The sequence below is a fragment of the Paenibacillus sp. JT31N11 genome, from assembly GCF_056269285.1.
This window is the reverse complement of record NZ_JBWDNQ010000001.1, coordinates 602,635-627,752: the sequence shown is the minus strand read 5'-3', so window position 1 is coordinate 627,752 and position 25,118 is coordinate 602,635. Positions and strand designations below refer to the sequence as shown.

18 protein-coding genes are annotated in these 25,118 nt (G+C 49.7%); 1 reads left to right on the top strand and 17 read right to left on the bottom strand.

Going from position 1 to position 25,118, the window contains the following annotated elements; translation table 11 throughout:
• Positions 1-46 precede the first annotated feature (46 nt).
• Complete coding sequence (locus AC0YNV_RS02865) at positions 47-1,465, top strand: ABC transporter substrate-binding protein (RefSeq protein ID WP_475765664.1); 1,419 nt, start codon at positions 47-49, stop codon at positions 1,463-1,465.
• Between the two features lie 25 nt (positions 1,466-1,490).
• On the opposite strand, the gene AC0YNV_RS02860 is transcribed toward AC0YNV_RS02865, so the two are convergent.
• The 17 genes from AC0YNV_RS02860 to AC0YNV_RS02780 all read right to left on the bottom strand — a co-directional run bounded on the left by AC0YNV_RS02860 (position 1,491) and on the right by AC0YNV_RS02780 (position 25,069).
• Positions 1,491-2,480 carry a phage baseplate protein gene (locus AC0YNV_RS02860; RefSeq protein ID WP_475765662.1) on the bottom strand — a complete coding sequence of 330 codons (990 nt, stop codon included), beginning with the start codon at positions 2,478-2,480 and terminating at the stop codon, positions 1,491-1,493.
• Positions 2,481-2,639: 159 nt separating this feature from the next.
• A complete protein-coding gene (locus AC0YNV_RS02855; protein WP_475765660.1) occupies positions 2,640-3,044 on the bottom strand; it encodes a hypothetical protein in 405 nt (134 codons plus the stop codon).
• 519 nt (positions 3,045-3,563) lie between these two features.
• Positions 3,564-4,865: a 4-hydroxybenzoate 3-monooxygenase gene (locus AC0YNV_RS02850; protein ID WP_475765658.1), complete on the bottom strand. Its 1,302-nt coding sequence runs from the start codon at positions 4,863-4,865 to the stop codon at positions 3,564-3,566.
• Between the two features lie 694 nt (positions 4,866-5,559).
• The gene (locus tag AC0YNV_RS02845; RefSeq protein WP_475765656.1) at positions 5,560-6,666 is read right to left on the bottom strand and encodes a glycoside hydrolase family 172 protein; all 1,107 of its coding nucleotides are present in this window, start codon (positions 6,664-6,666) and stop codon (positions 5,560-5,562) included.
• Positions 6,667-6,681: 15 nt separating this feature from the next.
• Positions 6,682-7,668, bottom strand: a complete 987-nt coding sequence (locus AC0YNV_RS02840; protein ID WP_475765655.1) for an ABC transporter ATP-binding protein — start codon at positions 7,666-7,668, stop codon at positions 6,682-6,684.
• A complete protein-coding gene (locus AC0YNV_RS02835) occupies positions 7,658-8,656 on the bottom strand; it encodes an ABC transporter ATP-binding protein (protein ID WP_475765653.1) in 999 nt (332 codons plus the stop codon). The genes AC0YNV_RS02840 and AC0YNV_RS02835 overlap by 11 nt, the downstream gene beginning before the upstream one ends.
• Before the next feature lies 1 nt (position 8,657).
• Complete coding sequence (locus AC0YNV_RS02830; protein ID WP_475765651.1) at positions 8,658-9,482, bottom strand: ABC transporter permease; 825 nt, start codon at positions 9,480-9,482, stop codon at positions 8,658-8,660.
• A gap of 24 nt (positions 9,483-9,506) precedes the next feature.
• Positions 9,507-10,505 (bottom strand): ABC transporter permease, encoded by a 999-nt coding sequence (locus AC0YNV_RS02825; protein WP_475765649.1) that lies wholly within the window; start codon positions 10,503-10,505, stop codon positions 9,507-9,509.
• A gap of 88 nt (positions 10,506-10,593) precedes the next feature.
• The gene (locus tag AC0YNV_RS02820) at positions 10,594-12,531 is read right to left on the bottom strand and encodes an ABC transporter substrate-binding protein (RefSeq protein WP_475765648.1); all 1,938 of its coding nucleotides are present in this window, start codon (positions 12,529-12,531) and stop codon (positions 10,594-10,596) included.
• Positions 12,532-12,630: 99 nt separating this feature from the next.
• Entirely contained in the window at positions 12,631-14,130 is a 1,500-nt protein-coding gene (locus tag AC0YNV_RS02815) for a response regulator transcription factor (RefSeq protein WP_475765646.1), read from the bottom strand.
• An 18-nt stretch (positions 14,131-14,148) separates the two neighbouring features.
• On the bottom strand, positions 14,149-15,882 hold the full coding sequence (locus AC0YNV_RS02810; RefSeq protein WP_475765644.1) for a histidine kinase: 1,734 nt from the start codon (positions 15,880-15,882) through the stop codon (positions 14,149-14,151).
• A gap of 952 nt (positions 15,883-16,834) precedes the next feature.
• Positions 16,835-19,540 (bottom strand): UxaA family hydrolase, encoded by a 2,706-nt coding sequence (locus AC0YNV_RS02805; RefSeq protein ID WP_475765643.1) that lies wholly within the window; start codon positions 19,538-19,540, stop codon positions 16,835-16,837.
• A 378-nt stretch (positions 19,541-19,918) separates the two neighbouring features.
• Positions 19,919-20,737 carry a class I SAM-dependent methyltransferase gene (locus tag AC0YNV_RS02800; RefSeq protein WP_475765642.1) on the bottom strand — a complete coding sequence of 273 codons (819 nt, stop codon included), beginning with the start codon at positions 20,735-20,737 and terminating at the stop codon, positions 19,919-19,921.
• 258 nt (positions 20,738-20,995) lie between these two features.
• Positions 20,996-21,811 (bottom strand): SDR family NAD(P)-dependent oxidoreductase, encoded by an 816-nt coding sequence (locus tag AC0YNV_RS02795; RefSeq protein WP_475765640.1) that lies wholly within the window; start codon positions 21,809-21,811, stop codon positions 20,996-20,998.
• Between the two features lie 16 nt (positions 21,812-21,827).
• A complete protein-coding gene (locus AC0YNV_RS02790; RefSeq protein WP_475765638.1) occupies positions 21,828-22,667 on the bottom strand; it encodes a carbohydrate ABC transporter permease in 840 nt (279 codons plus the stop codon).
• A 2-nt stretch (positions 22,668-22,669) separates the two neighbouring features.
• Entirely contained in the window at positions 22,670-23,557 is an 888-nt protein-coding gene (locus tag AC0YNV_RS02785) for a carbohydrate ABC transporter permease (RefSeq protein WP_475767270.1), read from the bottom strand.
• 165 nt (positions 23,558-23,722) lie between these two features.
• Entirely contained in the window at positions 23,723-25,069 is a 1,347-nt protein-coding gene (locus tag AC0YNV_RS02780; protein WP_475765636.1) for an ABC transporter substrate-binding protein, read from the bottom strand.
• Between the last annotated feature and the right edge of the window lie 49 nt (positions 25,070-25,118).

The following is a 25,118-nucleotide window of genomic DNA, read 5'->3' as shown; positions in this document are numbered from 1 at the left end:
ATGATGCAGAACTCTGAATCCCCAAATAGGAAGACAGGTGTCCACAATGAAAAAAACAGCCCTAGCATTATTTCTAAATATCCTTTTTGTATTTCTAGCCGCCTGCAGCAATAACAGTTCACGCAGCGCAGCATCCCCCTCCACGCAGGAGACGGGAAACAAGGGAGATCCGTCCAGCCCGCCAAACCAGACGGGAACAGGAACAGATCCGCAGTCTCCTCCGGCAGAGGGGAAAGCCACAATCGTCTTCTCGACGTTCTGGGAGGACGCCAATCTTCAGGGAGCCGTAAAGAAATATGAGGCGCTGCATCCCAATATTGATATCGATCTGAAGTATGTGAAGACGGATAATGAGCATTTTACAGCCGATTTTGAAAAATTCGTGGAGACCTCGAACACGTCTATGCTGGCAGGCAAAGGTCCCGATCTGATCATGATGGATGATTTGCCGATTGATAAGTATGTGGATCATAAGCTGCTTGCCGATCTGAACCTTATGATGCAGCAGGATTCGGGCTTTCCGGTGGAAGACTATTTCACCAATATTCTCGATAAGCTGGAGCTGGATGGAGGTCTGTACGGAATGCCGCTTTCTTTCCAGCTCCATGCGCTGGTCGGCGATTCAGACGCAATCAGCCAAAGCGGAATTAAGGTGGATGATAAGAACTGGACATGGAGCCAATTTGCCGAGTCTGCGAAGCAAATCAAGGAAAAAGGCAGTGACAAGAACAAAATCGGGTTTGGCGGCACTCCGAATTATATGCTGCTTCAGATGGTGAACGATAATTATTCCCGGTTTGTGGACCGGACGAAGCGGCAGGCAAATTTCGACTCGGAGTCCTTTACCGGTCTGATGCAGCAGGTCAAAACACTCTTCGACGACGGAGTCATAGGCCCGGGCGTTTTGGGAGCGAATGGGTCCTTCTCTTATTTTAACCAGTCCCAATTCAATTCTCCCAGCGACTACCTCGTTTCCCTGAAGGAATTTGGAGAGGGCGCCAGGCTGTATGTCACACCACATACGCAAGACGCAGGAAATGGAGGTTATTTCACTCCCTACAGAAGTATAGGAATGAACGCCAGCTCTTCAGTGAAGCCGGAAGCCTGGGAATTCATCAAATTCCTGATCTCGGAAGAAGGACAGACCCGTACCAATCTGCAGTCTGCTGGATTCTCCTTCAACAAAAACGTCTTCAAAAAACAAATCCAGCAGCTGAAGGACGCAGGGACGGTGCAGCCCGATAAGGAAGGACCTCTTCAAGGAAAGCCGTTTGCGGTTGATGCCGCTGCGCTCGATCAATTGGACGCCATCGTAAACGGAGAGTTTCATTCCGCCGCGCCCAAATCCTCACAAATTGAAGATACGATTATTCAGGAATCCGAAGCATTCTTCACCGGCCAAAAAACGGTGCAGGATGTTGCCAAGCTGATTCAGAACAAAGTTACTCTCTTCCTTAATGAGTAATGAGAATGCCTTTTATTGGCGCTATTTAAAAAATGCTATCAGGAACGTAATAAATTTTCTGCGTATTTTTTTTATTCACGGGGTCTGTAACGATATTAAAATAAACGTTGCCGTCTTTTGTCTGTACTCCCTCGATTTCATGGGTTCCCACATTTGTGATATTCACAAGGGTTTTGTATGCTCCTGTGTTTGACATCATTGCAATCTGGGGAGTATCGCCTTCCGCTCCGCCTGATGTATAGATTTCTGTATTAACGAGCATATCAAAACCCTGGAAAGATCCGTTCGGTCTGACTATTGCACTGCCTGACTGGGTAAAGCTTGTAACGCAGGCGCTGACCGCCGCAGCACTGTCCATCCGCACCTGCTCATTGCTGTCAAGAAGCCGGTTCAATGCTGCCGTGTCATAAATGGACCAGGTAACAGTTCCTTCTGCAGTTTGTGTGCGTAAAATCGTATAGGTGCTGTTGCCGCCGCCATCAACACGGTATGTCTCACCTAATCTTGAGCCGGTCTTATCGGCGTAGTTCATATAGGTAAACCGATGAAGATCCGTATAATCATAAGTCGCGCCAGCCGAGTATTGAAGTCTTGCTACCTGAAGCGACCAGTTATAAGTTGTTGAGGGATCCGCTTTTGAGCTGAAATAAAAGTAATTTATACCATTATACGTGTACATATCCAGGGTTTGGCCATGACCGGAATTAGTAATGGTCATTTCATCCACGTAAGTAGCGTCACTTCCGTTCATGAGCAATCTTGATAGATAGACTGTCCCCCCAGACCGCTGGGTAACGTAGAGATATGTTGAAGCGATGTAAGCTTTCTGAACGGCCAGGTTGTGATTAAGTCCCTTGAGATTGTATGCGAGTTTTGCCGAAGCGTTTACTGTTTTCTCAGGAGATGCCGCAAATACGGGCAAAACAGACATTCCAAAAATAAGAATGGCGAGAAAAACAGATGTGAATATTCTTAGTTGGCTTTTGATAAGACTGAGCGCTTGAATTTGAAGCATAGTGATACCTCCATTGTATTGGACTAAAATCGTTGTACAGCTCCGGAAAACTAAATACATAACCGGTTTATAATTACAACTAGATTATCCAGTATTAGGATTAATCTTAGAATGGTCATTTAGAACCAAAAAATGTTAACATTCTGTATATGAAGATGGTTATGCGCACTTTCCTATAATATTTACCTTATCCTTACTAATTGTCACTTTCGAATTTCCCGCCAGATATTCCGTATAGCCGCAAACCGTTTCCTTACCGGTAACTCCTCTTGAATCGATATAAGTTATATATATTGCCCCTTCACCACTTAAGGTAAGTTTAGGCTTTATTTTCATGGTTTCCCCGCTCTTGATTTTCTTTGTATGAATATCTTTCGAGGTCTCTTTTATTATTCCAGTCTCCACTGAAACAATCTCATAGTCTGATTTATTATGTATGGTTACTGAAAAGCTCTGAAATTGGTAAAGAATATTGTCCTGAAGCCAATTGAAACCTAAAATAACTAATAGTATAAAAGAAAACGCGGAAATTAACAGAAGAATAGGCCGCTTTTTTCGGTTCACATTCGTAACCCTCTTCCATTATTAGTATAATATTACTACTATAAGAGACGTATTCATACGCTTATAAGTTGCACCCTGCCAGATTAACCTATTGACCCAAGTGTGAAAGGATTCACCATTATCAGAATAGCCATGCAATGTCAATTGTGAACAATGAAACGTAGAATGTTGAGCATTATCTGCACTCTTCGTGCCCGTTCTAATGCGCTTCTTTGAAAATCCTTCCAAGTTATTTCTTCCAGTTAATGGATGGATTCGGTGTTATTTTTTTAGTTCAATAGGAGATGGACAGATCAAAGGGATCGCTATCAATGACCCATTTCCATTTCCATGTATTTCACCGGGTTTACATTATTCACGACACGGTTCACATAACGAGACCCCTGTGCGTAGTCCCCAGGGGCAGAATACTTTCTCATATTCACTGCAGTACGATCGATGGCAGACATTCGTCTGGTTTTAAAAAGCATTTTTAGTTCGTTACCTCTCGGACGATGATCTACCCGATTAGCAGGATCGCTATCGACCGACATAGCTTTCCGCGAACAGATTCGCATAAGCGTTGGATCCGCACAACCTTTCAAGTCTTGCTCTTCGCAGGCGCTCGGAGAACGCCTGTTCATTACTTCCATCGGTGCTGTGGATCAACCGCAACATCCAGTCGGAGAACTCTTGTACCCGCCACACATGCGGGAGGCGTGTCTTGGAGTACTCCTTTAGCAGCGTTCCATCCCTCTTTCGGTAGTGAGCGATAAGCGCGCGTGCGAGGACTTCGGCGTCGGCAATGGCGAGATTCATGCCCTTCGCTCCGACGGGAGTGATGATGTGGGCAGCATCGCCGGCGAGGAAGAGGTTTCCATACTGCATCGGCTCAGTTACTACGCTACGCATGTCGAGTACCCTGCGCTCGATGATCGGGCCTGTGATCAAGTCGTTTTCACCGTCGATAGCCATACGCTTGCGCAGCTCTCTCCAGACACGATCATCAGGCCACTCTGATTCCAGGTCCCCGGGCGGACACTCCAGGTAAAATCTTGTGACCTGTGGGGTTCGAGGCATCTGCCCGGCAAAGCCGGAATCGTGCAGTGCATACACGATCCTTTTCATCGATGATGGTACCTCAGCGAGGAGAGCGAGCCAACCGATCCCGTACTGCTTAGTGAATGTCGTAACATGGGTCGAGGGGATCGATGTGCGGGACAGGCCGTGGAACCCGTCGCACCCCGCGACGAAGTCACATTCCAATTCCAATAGGAGCGGACTGTCAGAAGAGTCCTGCGCGACACAGGTGACCACTGCTCGATTGTCCTCCAGGCCTTCCATTTTGACAGCCGGGTGTGAGAACAGCACTTTCCCGCCTCGGGACGTAAACAGCTCGAGCAGGTCCCTCACCAAGAACTGCTGTGGGTAGACGACGTGGGCACCGCCGGCGAGATCACCGTATGGAACTATGTACTGGCTCCCTCCGTGGCGGAACTCGCATGTCGTGTGGGGTACGCCTCGAAGGTCCAGCCCCTCCGAGAGGCCATGTCGGCGCAGGAATTCGACTACGCGGTGCTCAATAAATCCGGCTCGTGCACGGGTCTCCACGTATGCCTGGGTCTGACGCTCGACGACGACGCAATCAATGCCCTCATGCTGCAGCAGGAGGGCCAGGACTAGACCGGCTGGCCCCGCTCCGACGATAGCCACTTGCGTTCGTGAGCGTATCAGATCCTCGCCAGCTACCGGGCTGGGCACAATTTCCTCACCCAACCCTTTGGTATAGCATGCAGATTGGTCACTAGCAATCTCGTCGTAATGAAAGTACCGCTTCGCCATTTGAACAGCCTCCCTTATTCTCAAACAATTCTGATTTTGATAGAGTCATTACTGTTTTTTGTTCTCTAACAACAGTTCAAGAGATTATATAAAATCACTCACGATTGTTCGTGAACCGATGGCATTAAGGCGTTTACTGGTATTTTTGGCGACTTACGGTCAATTTGTTTTATTCGTATCTCTATGTGTGGCAACACGCCACCATAAAGCAAAGACAGCCTTCTCCAAATGCTGAATGCTCAGTGAAATTGAATCCCTCTCCAGTTTTTCATAGCCATTTATCCACTCATGGCGCAATAACGGGTTAGAGCTCGCAAATTTCTTCAAGTACGTAAGGACTACATGTGCTCCTGCAATTCTCCGTCTTCTTCCCGAATCCTTCCCCCACCATTTTATCACTTCCAACATTTGGTTTGTTAAATTTCTTGTTTCACTTTCCCGCTTAATCTTTCGCATACCCTTGTTCTTTATGTCTTTGCAGTCTTTTTGCTTCTTCAGCAGAAGTGAGCGGCATGTGTTTCCGGCTATTTTACAAAAAATAACCTGAGTCTGCGACAATCCATACAGGTTCTTATCAGGAACTGACAAGAACCTGTACCGATAAAAAAAGTCGCGCAGTTGCGCGACCACCAAACCATAATATTTATCCTTATCTCTGCCCAATAAATTTTTTTTGAATTAAGATGACTGGGCTTTACCTCGGCCATCGCTTGTTCACAGGCAGCAGCTGCGGGAATGAAGCATGCGGCTCGGCCTGGTACCAGTACGCGACGGAAGACACATCATCCGTTCGTTCGTACAGGGCGCGGCTGTTATGGCCCATCTGCTGAATCGTAACCCGCAGCTCGCTGTCGAAGCGGATCGGGTCCATCAGATGCCAGCGATACAGACCGTGCATCGGAACGCTGTCTTCGCCGAAGATGTCGCTGCGGGTGTTGTCCTCCTTTGAGTAGAACGGATAGCCCATGTAAGGCGTGTTATAGGGGGTTTCTACAATTTTGCCGTCGCGCTTCTCATAGAAACACCAGGCTCCGCCGAAATAATCCTCCGTACCGGTGCCGCAGATCGTCGGCCATTCCACGTCGCCGTCCATAAAGAACTTGATCTCGCCTTCGCCCCACCAGTACCGCTCAAGCGCGGCCCATGCGAGGTATGTGCCTACGTAATGGCCTTTTCCCTTAATGCCGTCCACAATTGTGTAATCCTGCGCTTCTGCCGTCATGTTCTCTCTTCGCCATTGGGCGTGAAAATAGCCTGCTTCCTCCGGGAGCGCATCAACGAGCGTGTAATTGAATTGATAGAAGAAGCCTTGAATATCGGCAGCGTGCTGATTCTCCACCGTGATCTTCGCCGATTTGCGGAATGGCATCGGGAAATAGCAGTTCATGCCTCCTGTCGGGTTGACCACGACCGGCAGGGAGTTCACATTGCTGCGGGCTCCGAAGCCGTTGCAGAAGAAGTCGCCGAGCGGCGCCTCTACCGAAGGCTCCGCTTCGTCGTCCCAGTACATCCGCAGTACTAAATCCCGCAGGACGAAATACCCCTGATCCGTTCGATCGGTAACGGTAATCCAGAAATGCTGGAGAACGCCCGGCCCTGTAATTTCTGCGAGAGTTACCGTGTCTCCCTGGGCAAGCGTGATACAAGGGCGGCCTTTTCGCGCTACACCGAGATGGCTTGCTTCTTTTCCGCCTGCGCCTGCTTCGCCCTTCGGATTCTCGGCCGAGATGGAGCGGGATTTGCCGCTGGTCATTAATGGGGCGGTGGATAAACCGAAGCCTAAACCGTGATTTTGCAGCATGTTCATTACCTCCTGTTATCGTGTGGATTGGTATTCGTTGTGTTTGATGCATAACACCTCATGTTCCGGTTCAATGTCAACCATGTAAGGCTGAGCGGCTCGGCAGGCGTCCTTCGCGTATTTGCATCTTCCGGCAAATTTACAACCGGAACCGTCTGATTGGACACCATCCCAATCGGGGAGCGTGAGATCTTCATCCCATTTCTTGCCTACTCTCGGAATGGAATCGAGCAGCAGCTCGGTATACGGATGGGAAGGCTTGTTCAGAATGCTTCTCGCATCCCCGAACTCGATGAGCTGGCCGCGATACATGGTTGCAATATAATCGCTGATATAGTAAGCCGTCGAGAGATCATGCGTAATGTAAATGAAACTGACCTTATATTGGTCCTTCAGCTTGAGAAACAGGTTGACGATGTTCATCCGCAGCGAAGCGTCGATCATCGCGACAGGCTCGTCGGCTACGATCAGACTTGGTTTCGGGATAAGCGCCCGCGCTATCGATATACGCTGCAGCTCCCCGCCGGAAAACTGGTTCGGATACTTCCCTTTAATATGGTCCGGATCAAGACCAACCGAATGAAGCACCTCCGCTACGACCGCGTGCGCTTCCTTCTTGTTTGCGGCAATTTCAAGATTGATCGCGGTTTCGTACAAATAGGAGTCGACCGTCTTCTGCGAGCTGAACGACGTGAACGGATTCTGGAAGATCGGCTGTACCTTCTTGAAAAATGCCTTCCTGTTCTTTCCCTTCCCATAGGCTGAGAGCGGGACGCCGCCAAGGTGGATATCACCCGAGGAAGGGGCAAGCAGACGCAAAATCATTTGCGCCAGCGTCGTCTTGCCGCTGCCGGATTCACCGACGATGCTCAAAATTTGCGGTTTGTCGCCAGGCAGCTTCAGATCAACCTTGTCGACAGCAATGATCTTCTTGCCGAGCACCATGCCTCCGATTTTAAAGCTGCGGCTTAGCTGATTAATTTCCAATATATTAGCGGACAATGATTTCACCCCTTTGCAGCGAATGGGAATCGTTCAGCAGGTGGCAGCTCGCGAAGTGATCCTCGCCGACGACCGACTCCGCAGGATCCTTCATCCGGCAAAGGTCCATCGCCAGTGGGCATCTCGCAGCGAACCGGCAGCCGGCGGGAGGGTTTTTCAAGCTCGGCGGCGTACCGGGAATTCCCTCCTTTTGGCTGTTATCTCCAATTTTCGGGAGCGCGTTAATCAACATTTTCGTGTAAGGATGCTGCGGGCTGTTGAAGATTTGCTCCGTCGGTCCAACTTCAATCATCTGCCCTGCATACATAATGCCCATCCGGTTTGTAATCTGGTAGTGAACGCCCATGTCATGGGAGACGATTACCATCGAGTTCTTCATCTTTCTCTGGACGCGGGAGAGCATCGTCAATATCCCCCGCTGCACAATGACATCCAAGGCGGTCGTCGGCTCGTCGGCAAGTATGATGTCGGGATGGAGGAACGTCGCCAGCGCAATCAGGACGCGCTGCTTCATGCCGCCGCTCAGCTGATGCGGATAAGCATTCAGCACTTCTGGAGGGAGCTCAAGCTCTCTTAAATACTGTACGATCTCCTCCTGCAGCAGCCGCTTGTTTTTCTTGCCATGATACTTGCCGATTGCATCGAAGAACTGCCCCTTCACCCGCGCCACAGGATTCAAGACATGCATAGCTCCCTGAGGGACATACGAGATGACTTTCCACCAGCTCTTATGAATGTCTCCGTTCGTATAGACAATCGGCCTGCCGTCCTTTTGCGTGGAGTGAATTTCTACGGAGCCCGTTGATATTTCCAGCGGATATGCGATCAGGTCGTACATCACCTTCAGCAGGGTCGATTTGCCGCAGCCCGATTCTCCCGCAATCCCGAAGATCTCATTCTTTCGCACCTCGAAATTGACGCGGTCTACCGCCTTCACATAGCTGCCTAGCATATTGTATTGAGCGCTTACGTTGTTCAATCTCAGCATACTATTTCCCTCTCCTTAGCGCAGAATATTGCTGATATCCTGTCATGGTCAGGAACAGGGCAATGAAGATAAGAGCAATCGAGACAACCGGAGACCCGATCCACCACCAGCGGCCCGCCAGCATCGCCTGATGCTGATTCGCCCAGTAAATCATCGTGCCGAGCGTCGCTTTCTCGTTGCTCGACATCCCGATGACCGCAAGCCCGGATTCCGAGCCGATCGCGACCAGGATGGTATTGACGAAGTTCGCAAGCGACCATCCCGCTACGAACGGAAAGATCTCTTTGACGATAATTTTCAACGTGCTGCTGCCGGAGAATACAGCGGTATTGATAAAGTCGCGCTCCCTCAGCGACAGCGCCATCGCACGCAGCTGGCGCGCGGGCCACGGCCAGTTGAAAATAATCAGGATAAGCGCAATATAAACCAGGGACGCCCTGCCCTTGAGCAGTGTGCCGAGAAGGATCAGGATCGGCAGCGACGGAATGACAATGAACGAATCGGTCATCAGCGTGATGAGCCGGTCAAGGAAGCCCCCTTTAAAACCGGCGATCAGCCCGAGCAGCGCCCCGATTACGGTGGCGAAGAATGCGACGGTAATGCCGATGATGAACGAGTTTTGCAGCGATTTCGTAAGCAGCCAGAACGTATCCTGGCCCAGGTTCGTCGTGCCAAACCAGTGCGCCGGGCTTGGCTTCAAATTTTTGGGATACGTTCCCCACTCGATCGGGTTTCCCGCGTAAAACCAAGGAAATACTAGTCCAAGGATAAGGAAAACGGCAAGGATGGCAGCTCCCGTTTTTAATCGAAAGTTCCAATTCTTCATGATTTCTCCTCCTTTTTCCTCTGGTCACTTGTAGCGTACACGGGGATCCAGGAACGGATACAGGAAATCCACGATAAACGTCGCTCCAGCAACGGCAATGATGGACAGCGTGATCGTACCCATAATCAGGTTGTAGTCGGCCTGCAAAATGCTGTTATAAATAAGCGTTCCGACTCCCGGATAGCCGAAGAGGATTTCCGTGACAAGCGCTCCGTTAAAAATAGTTCCGAGCTGCAGCGCCAGCATGGTCACCTGAGGAAGCGCCGCATTCGGCAGGACATAGCGGGTCATAATTTTACGCTCCTTCAAGCCTTTCAACCGGGCAAAGTGCACATAATCCTCCTCTGCGATCCCGGACGAAATCGTCTTCATGCTGATCACCCACCAGCCGGTGCCGACTAGAATCATGGACAACGCGGGGAGCGTCGAGTTAACCAGCAGGCTCCTGATATGTTCCCATGTAAAGCCGGCCCCCTGAAACGTCGCCGTGAGCGGGAAGATCGGAATGATATAGGAGAACAGCATAATCAGCACAAGCGCGAAGATATAATAGGGAATCGGATAGAGTGCGATAGACAGGGCTTCAAAGAATTTGGAATACGGCTTCTCCTTCCGGAATCCGGCCAGCAGTCCGACGGTATTGCCAATCAGCCAGGAGATGAAAGTGGAAGTCAGCAAGAGGCCCATTGTCCAGGGCAGCGCGCGTCCGATCAGCTCGTTGACAGGAGCCGGATAGTTGGCCAGTGAAGGCCCGAAATCCTGAGTCAGCAGCACCCGCTTGAAAAAACCGAAGTATTGCGACACAACCGAGCCTTGCAGTCCGAAGGAATCGTTCAGCGTTTCCCGCAGCGTCTCAACGGCTTTCGGATCGAGAAACGCGGATTTGGACGTCATTTGTCCGATCATCGCTTCCACCGGGTCCGAAGGCAGGAATCGCGGTACGAAGAACACCGCCGTAATGCCGATGAACACGACCAGGATAAAGGTTAAAATCCGGGAAAATAAAAATTTATAGAAATCCATGGGGACTCACACTCCCTTTTTTGAAGCGCATTCCGGGCCGGATACGTTACACCCGGACCCGGTATGAAAGGCTTCGATTTCTTCTGTCCTACTTGCCGGTCGGTTTATAATTTGGCGTATAGAACTTGAACTGGGACCACCACCACCACGGTCCTTCGAATTCATTCTTGGCTGTTTGGAATCCCTTCCAATAATACGTGTCGACAGGGACGAACTTGGATGTGCCGAACATGGGGATAAACGGCATTCCTTTTACCATTTCCTTGCTGATTTCTGTGATGTTCGGAATGACCTTCGGATCGCTGCTTTCCAGCCCGTTCAGCTCCTCGACCAACTGGCTGACGCGGTCGTTCGCCCAGCGGTTCCGGTTGCCCGGCGCCTGCTGTCCGTTGGGAACGATATATTCCTTATTCCAGCCCTGCAGGTTGGCCGTGCTGTCCGGCAGCAGGCCGCAAGCAGGCCAGTATGAACCGACTTCGAAGCTGCCGGTCGATTCGCTGTCCCAGAACGTGGCGGCATCCATCTGCTGTACGTTCACATCAATGCCGTTCTTTCTCCAGCTGTCCGCAACCGCGAACGCCAGGCGCATCGATTGCACCTCGAAATTGGCAGGGGCGTTGATCGTCAGCTTCCAGGGCGTACCGTCCGGCTTCAGCCAGTTATCGCCCTTCTTCTTGAAACCGGCCTTCTGCAGCAGCTTGGCGGCCTCATCGGGATCATATTTGAACCAGCCTACACCAAAGGTGTTGACCATTTCTTTCGAGTCGGTCGGCAGCCCTTTAATGCCCTGCTGCTTCAGCATGTCGACCATGTCCTTCGCATAGCTCTCCTCGAACGGCTTATAGCCGTCACTGAGCTGAAAATCCTTCAACCACGCCGTCATCGGCTTATGGTAATTATCCTGCAGCACGGAGATGGGCGGGAGAATAATCGGCGATACGCGAAGCATGCCGCCAAATGTCGCCATGGAAACGTTCTTGATATCGGTCATGAGCGCCAATGCCCATCGTACATCTTCGTTATCGTAAGGAGCTTTAGAAGCGTTGAAGGACATGCCCCTCTCGCAAGGGTCGTTCATATCGGCGTACGGGAAATTATCGTACCACGCCTGGGCAAACGTGTTCTTCTGTCTTAATACCTCCCAGCTCTCTGGCGTAATATCCTGAAGAATATCCATATCATGCTGGATAGCGGCTACGATACGCTTCTCCTCAGGACCGAAGTATTTGAATAGAATATATGGGGGTCCGGGCTCTCCTACAAGCTTGCCAACGTCGCTCTTCTGCCAGTCCTGTCGCTTCTCGTAGAGAAACCAGTTGCCCTGCGGGTCCCGCTTGCTCAGCTTGTAAGGGCCGACGCCGATCGGATCGGTAAATTTGAACTTCGTCGGATCTTCCTTCTCCCAGATGTGCCTCGGCATGACCCGGAACGAAGTCCCCCAGATCACGACGCCCAGCTTCTGCGCGAGGCGCGTTTCCGGCTGCACGGTTTCCACTTCGATCGTCGATTTATCGACTGCCTTCATGCTCTTCACCAGGCTGGAAAAATAGCCGCTATATCCGATCTCCTTGGTTTTCAGCAGCATATCCGCCGTGTACTGCACGTCATCCGCCGTAAATTCGACACCGTCGGACCAAGTGAGGCCTTCCTGAATCTTGAATTTGAATTTTGTATTCGTCTTGTCAAGGGGCTCCGGCATCGTTGCCGCCAAATCAGGAATTTGCTCGCCTTTTACCGTATTAATTTCCCATAGATTCGAGTAAATCAGCTGATGCAGGCCGCTGTCCATCGCGACCGCTCCCGGCATATACGGATTCATGCGGTCGGGGTCCGGGCTTCTTCCGCTAAGAATATCCACGATGAGCGTCTGGTTTCGCGGTGTGCCGACGTCTGTCATTTTCCCTCCGCTGCTCGCGGACGGGGTATCCCCGGCAGACTTCGGTTGGGTCGTCGTGGCGGAATCCGTACACGCCGTCAGAAGAATAATAAGAGCCAACAGATAACTGACCAACCATTGATTTTTCATCACTATGATTCCTCCTTGATTAGGATATCAAAAGTGTATCACCGCCCCTTATTGAAAAAATTGAATATCCTTTGATTTCTTGTAATCGTATTGGGATATTCATGTAACCGTTTTCTGAAAATCCTTCGGGCTCATCCGCTCAATGCTTTTAAAAACGGTGCTAAAATACGCGGGGTCTTGAAAGCCGACCATTTCGGCCACCTCATATACTTTCAGATCCTTCTGTTTCAGAAATTGTTTGGCCATTCGTACGCGGAGCTGGTTGACGTATTCGCTGAAGGAAACGTTCATCCACTTCTTAAATTGCGTGCTGAAGTACCAGGGATTCAAAAAAACCGTATCCGACACGTTCTTGAGTGTAAGCTCCTCCATGTAATGCTGCTCCATATACCGGATGGCTTTTTGAATGTATCCCGGCATTGCTTCATCCCCCTCCGACTGGCTGAGAAACGAAGTTGTGACCCGCCTGATCCACAGCATCAGCCCATGGAAGGTGGCCTGGCGTTTCACTTCATCTACGTAATCGATCCATTCATGCCGTATCGACCTGACGCCGTGTTCCTCCAAATACTCCTTAAGAAACAGCACCTCTTTAAGTACTTCGTTCTTAAGCCGCTTCGGATCCCAATAAAGATGAAGTCTCTCAAGCGCCTCGACGGCTTCCCCGAGGACCTGCTTCAGCTTGGCTTTATCTCCCTTCAGGATGCACGTTCCCATCACCCGGATGGAGAAATAATAGCTGAACGAATAGGGTTTCTGCTTCTTCATATTTTCACAATACGATATGGCATTTAAAAGGGGCGGTATCTCGTTAAATGAGGCAAAATCCATCCGCCTGAGACACTCCTCATAGATTTGTCTCAGCTTGCCCGGATCGTCGAACCGATCGCCAATGCCAATATACGTCCTGTAGCCTTGCTCCAGCAAAAACTGTTGAACTTCGCAAAGGCTGCTCATGAACTTGTCGTCATTTACCGGGGCGCGAAAGATCATGACAACATGCCCGTCATCGCACACCAGATCATCCATCCCCTGCAGCATGACGCCCGACTTCCACCGCTCCTTGAGCAGCAGAGCGACCCGTTCAATGGCGCTGATTTGTGACGCAAGCGTCACCATGAGCCTTGGATGCGGTTCAGTCCAGGTTGCCGTCAATACCCGCTTCCCCGACAGTGCCTCCTTCAGCAGCTCTTCATTCGCCCGTTCCTCATCCTGTTTGCTTTCTTTTGACCTTCGCTCTTCTATTTTGTGCAAAGTGTCGATAATATTCTGGTAATGACAAGGCTTGAGCAAATAATCGCATGCGCCGTGCTTCATGGTTTCCCGGACAAATTCAAAATCCGCATATCCGCTGTGTACGATGACAGAAGTATCCGGGTATTGCGATCGGATAAATTTGGTCAGCTCGACCCCGTTCATATCCGGCATTTTAACGTCCGTAATGACACAATCGACATGTTCGCCGGAGAGCAGCCGCATGGCGTCGGCGGCATTCTGTGCCGCACCTACGATATCGTAATTCGGGCAGTATTGAGACAAAATATGCGCCAGACCCTGCAGGACGGTATTCTCATCATCAACCAGCAACAATTTCAGCATATCGATTGATCCCTCTCTTCAGGCATTGTCTTCGCTAACTGAAAGCGGTCTGATGTTTATTCGATTGCTAAGCTTTACTGTAATGATCGTTCCCTTTCCCACGGTGCTTTGAATCGAGACTCCATAGCCCTCTCCATATATATATTTCGCCCGTTGATGCACGAGCTGTATGCCAAGGCCCAAACCTTCCTCTGGGTCCTCCTGCTCGCAGGCCGCAAGCAGCTGCCGCACCCTCGCCTCGGGTATTCCAATCCCGTTATCCTCCACTTCAAATACCAAATCTTCCCTGCTGATCCGATAACCGCGAACGGAAATGTGTCCGCCATGCTTCATATCCTGAAACGCATATTTGAACGTATTCTCAACCAATGGCTGAATGACCAGCTTCGGTATTTTGTCTTCCCATATTTCGGGATGGATGTCGAAGCTGTAATTCAGTTTATCTTGAAACCGCATGTACTGAATCGTTAAGTAGCTTTCCAACTGGTTTATATCCTCACGTACGGTGACGAAATCATTGCTGTGAGAGATGGAGTAGCGAAGAATATTGGATAAGGCAACGATCGAGCCCCCAATCTCCTCCTCTCCTTTCATAATCGTTTTCCAGTAAATCATATCAAGGGAATTATAAAGAAAATGAGGATTAAGCTTGGACAGCAGGCTTACGATCTCCGCTTCCCGATGACGCCTTTGCTGCTGAAATACCGTTTCGATCAAGCTTTGAACCCGATCCACCATGTAATTGAATTGGAACATGATCGCGCTGAATTCGTCATTGCCTTTATGCTCCAGCTTTACGTTCAAGTTTCCCTGCTGAATGCTCTCCATGCCTTTAATGATCTTCTTCAGAGGCCGTAGAATAGCTCTTGCCGACATCATTGCGAATGACAGGATCGCCGCCAGTATGGCAATGACCATCAAAATGAAAATTCGGTTGAACTCGTGGATCAGTTGTAAAATCTCAGCCTGTGGAACAATTCCTACCAAGGTCCAGCCGGTTTCGCTCATGGCATATTGCCCTCTTGTGCTGCTTCTGCCGGCTTTCTCCCGCTCATTCAGGGAGTTCCCAATCTGCGACCGGTCTTTGGCATACAAGATGGTATCGTCTTTCACCAAATAAATTTCGCCCTGCTTGCCAAGCTGGACATCGTCGAGGAAGCTGAAGAATGAATCGCTCAAGCTGATTTGCAGAATGCCGTACCTTTCGGTTTCCTGAATGGGTAAGAATGCCGATATCTGACCGGGTTCCGCCCGGGATTCCTTCCATAGAATCTTTTCTGGCTGCAAGCCGGAAGTGTCCGTCATCATTCTTTGGATGTCGGCATCTGCAGTGAATACCGGTTTTGAATAGAACAGATTAATCGGAGGCTGACCGTCGACCGGATAAATGCACATATTGTCAATCCAGCTTAAATTCGCCGTTCGTAAAATTACGTAGCTGATTTTATACTTCGCAATCGTATAGTTGATGGAACGTCCCTTCAGATCCGCCAAATAATTTTTGACGACCTGATCTTTTCCGATCCCGATCGCCATCGTCTGGAACTGTTGAAATTGCATATCCACCCGTTGTCCGATTTGATAAACGGTTCCCTGGAAGTATGTTTCCGATTTATCCAGAATGATCGAGCGGATCCATTGCTGGAAAACCCCGATCTGAAGGACCAAAATCATGCTTGCAAAAATAATGAAGAAAATAATAATCTTCGATTTCAGCGAACGAATTTTTATTCGTCTCCCAAGTGATATCATAATTTGCTTATATCGTCCAAAAAAGTCATTTTCATCCGCCTCCTTCGGCTCAATCGTATTTTGTAAACGATTACAATTTCATTGTAATTCTAGTACTCCCTTTCCGAACCCGTCAAGATTATAATTAGCCGGCAAGTCGGCCAAGATCCGACCGGAATATCGGAATCAGACATTAATAGGCGATAGCTTCAGCCACCACAATGATTCCTTAGTCCATGTGCGCCAAGCACAGAAAAGCCTAATCTTCAGTTTTGGACTGAAGATTAGGCTCGTTTTGTTAGTGGGAGATTTAGCTGATCTAAGGGACATCATCTTACTGCAGTCCCCCCTTCAATCCTATTGCTTGATACTCTTTATGTCCCCATAAGCCAATCTGAGACCGTCCCAAGTGGCAATAAGTTCGTTAGTATCCAACTCATGAAGACGAATGACGGTATAGTCATACAGGTTATTATTCGCTGCACAGTGAATGATGCGGTCTATATAATACTGTCTTGTATTTTCCAAGTTTAAACATCCCCCTTGAATTATTTGAATTCAATGATTTTCAATTGTTTCATTGACGAAGCTTCGAGCAAAATAAGTTGGGCGACGATTAGTAAAGCTTGATTTCACCGCTAATCTGAATGTCCTATATCGAAGTTGGACGAAAGAGCAGAAGCACGTTTAACTTTTACTCTTGTTGCTTTAAACCCAATATAAAACGGATCCAAATTTATATCAATAGTTAGATCATCAAAACAAAAAGAGTCGAGTACTCCAATACTCGACTCTTTTATCACTTTATAACGTTAGCTTTGGCATACTCAATCCCCAACAACTTAATTTAGATTCAAGCTACCAGGGATAATCAGAGGAAAAGGTTGCTGAAAACACTCCCTCGGATTTAGTCCCATCAATCTATTTGCCAATATCATTTTATCCAATATTAAAACCTCACCTGAGGTCCCATTCACAATGAAACACCCAAAAATCCGCGTGTTAATTGAAAATCAATATTACCCTGTTGATAGAGACGAGGAGTATAGCTATGCTCAATGATTTGCTTAGATGTCTCCAGAATCTGATTGGTCCAAGCGGCTGGATTCCCGTTAAGCAACAGATCCAAATCCTTGGGATAGGTTTGCTGCATAGTCGGCTCCGATGCCATTTGCAGCATCGGCACGAACGGATGTGTCTGCATTGGGCGATTGTGGACGAGCGCAATAATTAACTCTACACCCGTGGCTGCTAAGCCCGTTACGGTCTCCACCCAATGCCCGGTCGGGGTTTCCATGATGTGGAAACCTGTGAGGCGGGCATGTTCGCCATATGCCAATGACGGCGGGACATTGGAGGCATTAAATAAATTATCACGGAAAGCTGGCTTTGAAAGCAACCCGCTGTTCTCGGGGATAACCACCATACCGCCTTCGCCGACAATCATCTTTGTCAACTTCGCCAGTTGTTCACCATCTGCGTCTGTAACGGAACCATCACTTAAGATGCCAATGCGTAATGCTTCCAGACCGACAGTCTCCTTCGTGGTTGGCCCATTCGCGGACAATTGATCAGCAAACCACGTTTCCACCTTCCGAGTTACCTTATCAATCCCGCCGTCAAGTTGAATACTAGCAAAGCCAAGACGGCTGGGATCAACCCCCATCTCCTCCATCTCGTGACGCATATAGTCATTGTGGGTTTTCTCACAGCCATGCTCCAGCAACAGACAATGCTGAACCAGAGGATGGGTAATATAGCCAATCATAGTGCGGGCATACAACTGTTCGGGCTGCCCGGCCGAATTACCGCATCCTTCCGTATGAGCCAAGGCCACAAAGCGTGAGAGGTGCTCAGGCTGCCCAAGCCCCTGTTTGTTCAGCTTCAGAGCAATCATATTCGCTACCTGACCGGCACAAAGACTTGTGGGCAGGATTAAGCCAATGTGGTCACTGGCTCGATGGCCGTTGCGACGTGTTAATGTGAATCGGAAGGAATTTGGATCCGCGGCTGCATCCGTTTGAATCGCAATAGGTTCCCCCGTCGGCAGAGGTGCATGGAGCAATGTTTCAAGTTGGCTGGAATCGGTTTGCCGCCAGTTGCGCCAGATCTGCACCTGTGAGTGGCCCGCCTTCTCGCCAACACTGCGCTGACCGGAGGCTATTCGTAACGAAAGTTCAAAGGCCTGCTTGCCCAACTCATCCATGGATACACCTTCCAGGTACTGACCGGCGTTGACATCCATATCATTGGATAATAATTCGAAACGACGCGTTGTTGTTACCACCTTGACTGTCGGTACAAAAGGAAAGTTGGTGATCGAGCCATTGCCTGTCGTAAAGAAAATCAGGTTGCAGCCTGAAGCCACCTGACCGGCAATGCTCTCGAGGTCATTACCCGGGCTATCCATAAAATAATATCCGGATTCTTTCATGAGCGCACCATAGTCTATCGCATAGTCAAGGCGGGTGGACGGGTCTTTCTTGAGGGCAGCACCAATGGACTTGAGATAAATATTATAAAGGCCACGATATTTATTACCACCGGATGGGTTTCCTTCAGCGTTAGCGCCATGCCAAGACGTGCGCTCCTTGAATTCTTCTAAGAACGTTAAAAATTTGCGGGCGGTTTCCACGTCGCGTACCTTCTTCAAGACATAGGGCTCTGCGCCAATTAATTCATCGGTTTCAGCCAGACTGGCACTGCCGCCGTAATTTATCAATTCCTGCGCAATCCAGCCCAGAAGCGGATTAGCAGAAATGCCGGAAAAGGCGTCTGAGCCTCCGCATTGTAATCCGATTTTTAGATTGCTAATGGATTCAGGAGTCCGCTCCATGTCATTGACCGTTGGCAGCCAATCTTGCACAATAGCCTCCCCTATGTTCAGATTATCCTGAAAGCCGCCTTTGATTGACAGAAACCGATGCAGAACTTCATCCAATGGATAATTGTGTTCGCGTAAATACGTTTCTACCATCTGGTTGGTCACGGATTCAATGCCATAATCTACTATCAAGACCGCGCCTACGTTGGGATTGACGATAAATCCGGCCAGCGTGCGCAGCAATAGCGCCAGGTTATTAGGCTGTTCAGTGCCTCCCTCAGTATGCGCTGCGGGGACAATCCCATCCACTTGGGGAAAGTTCTTCAGTTGCCCTTGCAGACGAGCGGCAAGTTGCTTGACATAGCTGCCCGTGCGTGAAGTTGTGCCCAACAAAACAATCGTGTTGCGGGTACCGACACCGCGGGCTTGGCTGCGCCGGTAACCCATGAAGGTGCGTGTTTCTTGGTATGCGGGCAATGCTGCAGCCGGTTGGAAATTCATCTCGTCGAGAACATACGGAGGAACTTGATCAGAAAAATTGGGCGCGGCCGGCAGCGCAAATTTCAACGAACGTACACTGAGCGCCTCCAGCACGCTTTTGTTGATCACATAATTGCCGGGCTGAATGGATTGCAGAGCCACACCAAATGGTAATTCCCACGAGAATAGAGCTTCACCAGGAGCAATCGCCTTGACCGCAAAACGATGGCCTTCCATGACCGTGAAATCCAAGTTCAGGATTTGGCCTTGATAATGAATGATGGTGCCAGCGTCCAGTTGCCGGGTCGCTACCGCGACATTATCTCCGGGTAAGGGAAGTCTGCCCACTTCGTCAAAGTTATAAGATGCTTTCATAGATTTCTAACTCCTTATTTAAGTTTTCACTTGAGTTAAATATAAATCCGTAGCCGCACTGATTCTTGAATAGCTCGCTGATCACCAGTGGGAAGAGATGAAACCGATTACAAAAAGTCGAAATCAAACCTTCGCAACGACGCAGGTTCATGCAAATATTGTATCATAAATTGAAATAACTAGCTGATATTTTCATCATGCATTTAGGTTTCTCAATCCAGAGCAGTCCTGCCCGTTACTTTAATGAAAAAGAGGAACTGCCACCTGGCAGCTACTCCACTAACGTGCCCGTTAGCATTCCATTAGAACGTTAAATTTCCGAATGCGAGCGCCCCGTACGATGGGAGTACGCAAAGGGTCATAGCCCGTTAAATCCCATCATCCAGATGTTGGGATGCTTAAAACATTTGGATAATTATACCAGATAAACTCAATCCAAGGCGGTGCTATATTTGCAAAATGTCCCCAACTGCCAGGCAATGACTCCGTATCGTTGCTTTTAATCTCGGAGAAGTAAGCAAGAAGAAACCCCTCTTTAATTAATCCATTCATCACTCTGCTTAATGTTTGCCTGTATTCTCTCGGTTCTTGTATTTTAACAGGAGACTTGGATTGATCATACACCCACTCTTGATCCGGATAAGAAGTCACTGTTTCATCTTCGTATGGATGTTTTAATGTGTAACCATCCCCGTTCCAATCCTTGTGGGTTACTCCTGAGAAAAAAGGATTAGCGCACATCAGATGATAGAGTCCGCCCGCTTTGAGAACACGGGATACTTCATGAAATACAACCCGTGAATCCGGAACAAACGTAAGAGAATACGGATGCCAGACTATATCAAATGAAGCAGCGTCGAAACAGGATAAATCCCGCATGTCACCCTGATATAAATTAATTCTGATCCCATAATGTTCAGCTGCAGCTTTATCACGTTCCAATTGGGACGGGGAAATGTCTAGGACCGAGACCAAAGCGCCGAGCAAAGCAAATGCAGCTGACTGTTGCCCTCCACCACTTGCCAGACAAAGAACCGTCTTTCCGGATAAATCCCCATCAACTCCCAGCCTGTCCAATCCCAAATAATCGCGTGCTGTTTTTTCATCAAGATCTAGCTTTGGTCGCGTGAATAAGGCATTGGCTTCAGCCAACGCTTCCCAGCGGGCGTGATTATATAAATAGACATCATCTTTCAATACGACACCTCCTAAGATCAATATAAAATGGATTTTATCATCCAAATCATATCATATACAGAGATTTATTTTACTCAGCCATGCTGCCGGTTATATCAAATAGACTAAAAAAGAGGAGCTGCCCCGGGCAAGCTCCTCCATTATCTTGTCAGCTAGCGAAATTAAAGCCATTCCATATCGTTATATTTTAGCCCAGATCTGTTTTATCGGGATGCCGGATTAGTTGACACGGATGTGCAAACCGCATGCTTATTCTTCTCACCGAAGGCTGGCTCCCCCGTCCACGGTCAGGATTTGGCCCGTTATCTGACCTGCCAAATCCCCAGCCATGAAAACGACTGCGCCGGCGATATCCTCTCCGGTCTGCATCCTTCCAAGCGGCATTCGGTCACCGCGCTTGTCGATTTCTTCTTGATCCATGCCCAAGGCTTTCAAGCGCTCAAGTTCCCCATCGGACATTACCCAGCCGGGGTTGACGCAATTGACGCGGATACGATGTTTGGCCAGTGCCCGGGCCAAATTGCGTGTCAAGGTGATGATGCCGCCTTTGGAGACGGCATAAGCCATCGTCGATTCTTCGCCCATCCTGGCGTGGAGGGACCCGATATTGACCATGCAGCCGCCGCCGCGCTGTATCATTCCGGGCACCGCCGCCTGGCTCATCAGGTATGCCCCCTTCAGGTTAATGCCGAGCACCTTATCCCAGAATGCTTCATCGGTGCCAAGCAGGTCTGCCCTGGGGAAAATTCCCGCATTGTTTACCAGTACGTCCACGCCGCCGAATTCCAGCTCAGCTTTGCGGATAACGCTCTCCGCTTGCTCCGGAACGGATACGTCGCATTGAATAAACCGGACTGCACAGCCTGCCTGCGCCCACTGAGCAGCATCCTCTTCTCCGTTTTCAGCGACGTCGGCGATTACTATTCGTGCACCGTACCGGACGAACTGTTTCACGATAGCGCGTCCGATTCCCTTCGAGCCGCCTGTTACGACCACTGTTTTTCCCTCAAAATTCCAATCCATTTGGCGAATAGCGCATTCCCCCTTTTCGATCCCGCTTGTCAGTCCAACCAATACCTATGTCTCACCATTAACCTTTTATGCCAGTTGTCGAAATACCCTCCACAAAATGTTTCTGAGCAACGAAAAACACGAGAATGGACGGGATGACGGATACGAGCGAGACGGCGAGGAGCTGACCCCACTCAACTTTATACTCGGAATCGATAAAAACCCGCAGCGCCACGCTGACCGTATAATGCTCCGCTGAGCTCAAATACAGCAGCTGCCCGAAGAAATCGTCCCAGCTCCATAGAAACGTATACACGATAACGGTTACCAGCGCCGGTTTGACCAGCGGCAGTATGATTCTCAGGAAAATGCCCAAGGACGAGCAGCCGTCGATTTTTGCGGATTCATCCAGCTCGCGCGGTATTCCACGGATAAACTGCACCATCAGGAAAACGAAAAAAGCGCCTCCGCCGAAAAAGTGGGGCAAAATGAGCGGAAGGAACGAGTCTACCATTTCCAATTTGTTGTACATAATATACTGCGGTACGATGGTCACTTGTCCGGGCAGCATGAGGGTCATCATCAGCAGGCCGAACATCAAGCCCTTGAGCTTGAAATTGATCCGCGCGAACCCGTAGGCTACAAGCGGCGTTGTGATCGCGGCTCCCAGCACGCACCAGAATTCAAGCCAAAGCGTATTGCCAAAGAATCTCGTAAACGTGAAGGACGGGAATGATGTCCAGCCGTTATAGAAATTATCCCACATCGGCTTGGAAGGCCAGATGGTGGGAAGCGGCATCTCGGCATTGCTTTTTAGCGACGCGCCAACCCACCAGAATACCGGATACATCATCAGGAAGGAAAACACGAGCAGTATGATATGGTACCGGAGCGAGCCGCGTCGGATAGCGAAGGTCATTTTTACTTCCTGCCTCCTTCCGATTCATAGAATACCCAGTATTTCGAGACGTAGAAATTGACGACAGTCAAGAGAGCGATGAGAAACAGCAAGAGCCAGGCCAATGCCGATGCGTAACCCATTTCAAAGTTTTTGAACGCTTTGTCATAGAGCATGAGCGCATACGTATAGGTCGAGTTTGCCGGTCCGCCGCCCGTAATGATGAACGCCGAGTTGAACATTTGGAACGAGCCGATAATGCCGAGTACGAGATTGAAGAACATAACCGGCGACAGCATTGGCAATGTAATATGGAAAAACTGGCGAATCTTCGATGCGCCGTCCACGCCCGAGGATTCATATAAATCCCGCGGTATTTGTTTTAGGCCGGCCAGGAAAATGATCATGGTGGAGCCAAACTGCCATGTCGCGAGCAGAATAAGCGTGCCCAGCGCGGTATTCGGATTGGAGACCCAGCCGATTCCTGTGATCCCGAACCATCCCAGCATATGATTGACGTAACCGTCCATGCCGAACATGTTCTTCCACAGCACCGCCACCGCGACACTCCCGCCGATTAATGAGGGGATGTATACCATGGTCCGATAGAACGAGATGCCTCGAATTTCCCGGTTAAGCAAAATCGCCACCATGAGAGAGAAGAACAATTTCAGTGGAACGGAGAACAGAACGTATGCAAATGTGACGCCCAGCGACTTCATAAAGATCGGATCCTCGCCAAATATACGGGCGTAATTTTCCGTACCGACCCACTCCGGGTCGCGAAGCAACGGATAGTCCGTGAAGGATAGATAGAAGGATTGCATAATCGGCCATAAAGTCAGAAGCAGAAAGCCGACAAGCCAAGGCGAGATGTACAGGAAGCCGGCCAAATTGTTTTCGTCCGATATCCGCTTTCGTTTGAAAAAAGCATGCGAGCGACCTGCAGCCAGCTTTTTTGCCCTTGTCGAGTTCAATTTGCGTATCACCTGCTCTCGATAAGATTCGGGAAGGGGACCAAGATTTGCAAACTCCCGGCCCGGCCCGATTTGATCCTTCTGTAGGCTTGTGTCTGCTTAATTCACTTCGGCCATCTTACCCTCGGCATCCTTCGCGGCGGCCATGATTCTATCGAAAGCTTTCTCAATCGTCTGCTTATTGAACATGACGGCTTCCATTTCCGATAGATATACTTTCTCAAAGTCCTGCGCGCCGGCCGGGAGCGGATAAAACTTCTGGCCCATCTCACGCCCGACGTCCAGCATTTCTTTGCCAAGCTTCTGTCCTGGCTCGAGTCCGGGCTCGATCGCTTTCCAAACTTCCTCGTTCAAGGGAATGCCGCGTGCCGTCTCCATGATTTTGCCCGCTTCCGGATCCTCCAGGAACCACTTGGCGAACTTGAGGGCCTCGTCTTTGTTTTTGGAATTCTCGGCTACGCTCCAGAACAGCGTCGGCTGCGACCAACCGCCGCCTTGCGCCGCAGTGGGATCATTTACGACAGCAATCTTCCCGGGCATCAAATTCTCCACGACGCCAGCCGAGGCAACGGTGGCTCCTGTTACAAGCACGGCTCCGGAAGCGACCGGATCCAACTGCGGGTCGCCTTCTTTGAAGCTGATCGTCTTGTCGGGAGGCGGAACGACTCCTTCTTCGCGGTATTTCGCGTACAGCTGCTGCAGGCTCATCCACAGGTCTTTATCAATGTGCACCGTGCCGTCTCCCGGGAAGACGGGGCCTTTGCCGTTTGCCATCTGATAGGTCTGGAAGGGGAACCATAGCCGGGAGAGATCCTGAATACCGTACCGGTCTTTCGGAAGCTTCTGCCGCGCCTCCTCCGCAAACTCGAAATATTCATCCCAAGTCCAATTCTTATGCGGCGGCGTCAGGCCGAACTTCTCGACATCGGCTTTATTATAAATGTATCCGCCGCCATTCAAGCTGGTCGGAATGCCGTACAGCTTTCCGTTGAATTTAATCGCATCCAGCAGCTTGCTGTCCACAAGACCGGACAGGTCGACACTCGAGACATCCATCAACTGCCCGCGTTTGACGTATTGCTCCATGATCGCCATGTCCATATGGACGATGTCGGGCAGGTTCTTGGCGGCCGAAAGCGTTACCAATTTATCGAAATAACCTTGGACGGCAGCATATTCTGGTTGAAACTTCACATTCGGAAATTTCTGCGAATAGAGCTCAAGCACCTTTAACGTATTGTCATGCCGCTCCTGCGAACCGCCCCACATGATCCGCAGTGTGACGGGCTTCGCTTCCGACTGTTCGCCACTGCCCTCTTCATTCGCCTTCCCGCTGCCATTCTCTTCCGTGCCGGAGCCGGTATTTCCTCCGCCGCACGCCGCCAGGAAAACCAGACTGAACATGAGCGAAAACGTCAATGCACGCTGTACGTATAGTCCGATCATCTTCATAAAACCTCCTCCAGGTAATGAAGTGCCCTATTCCTGCAACATG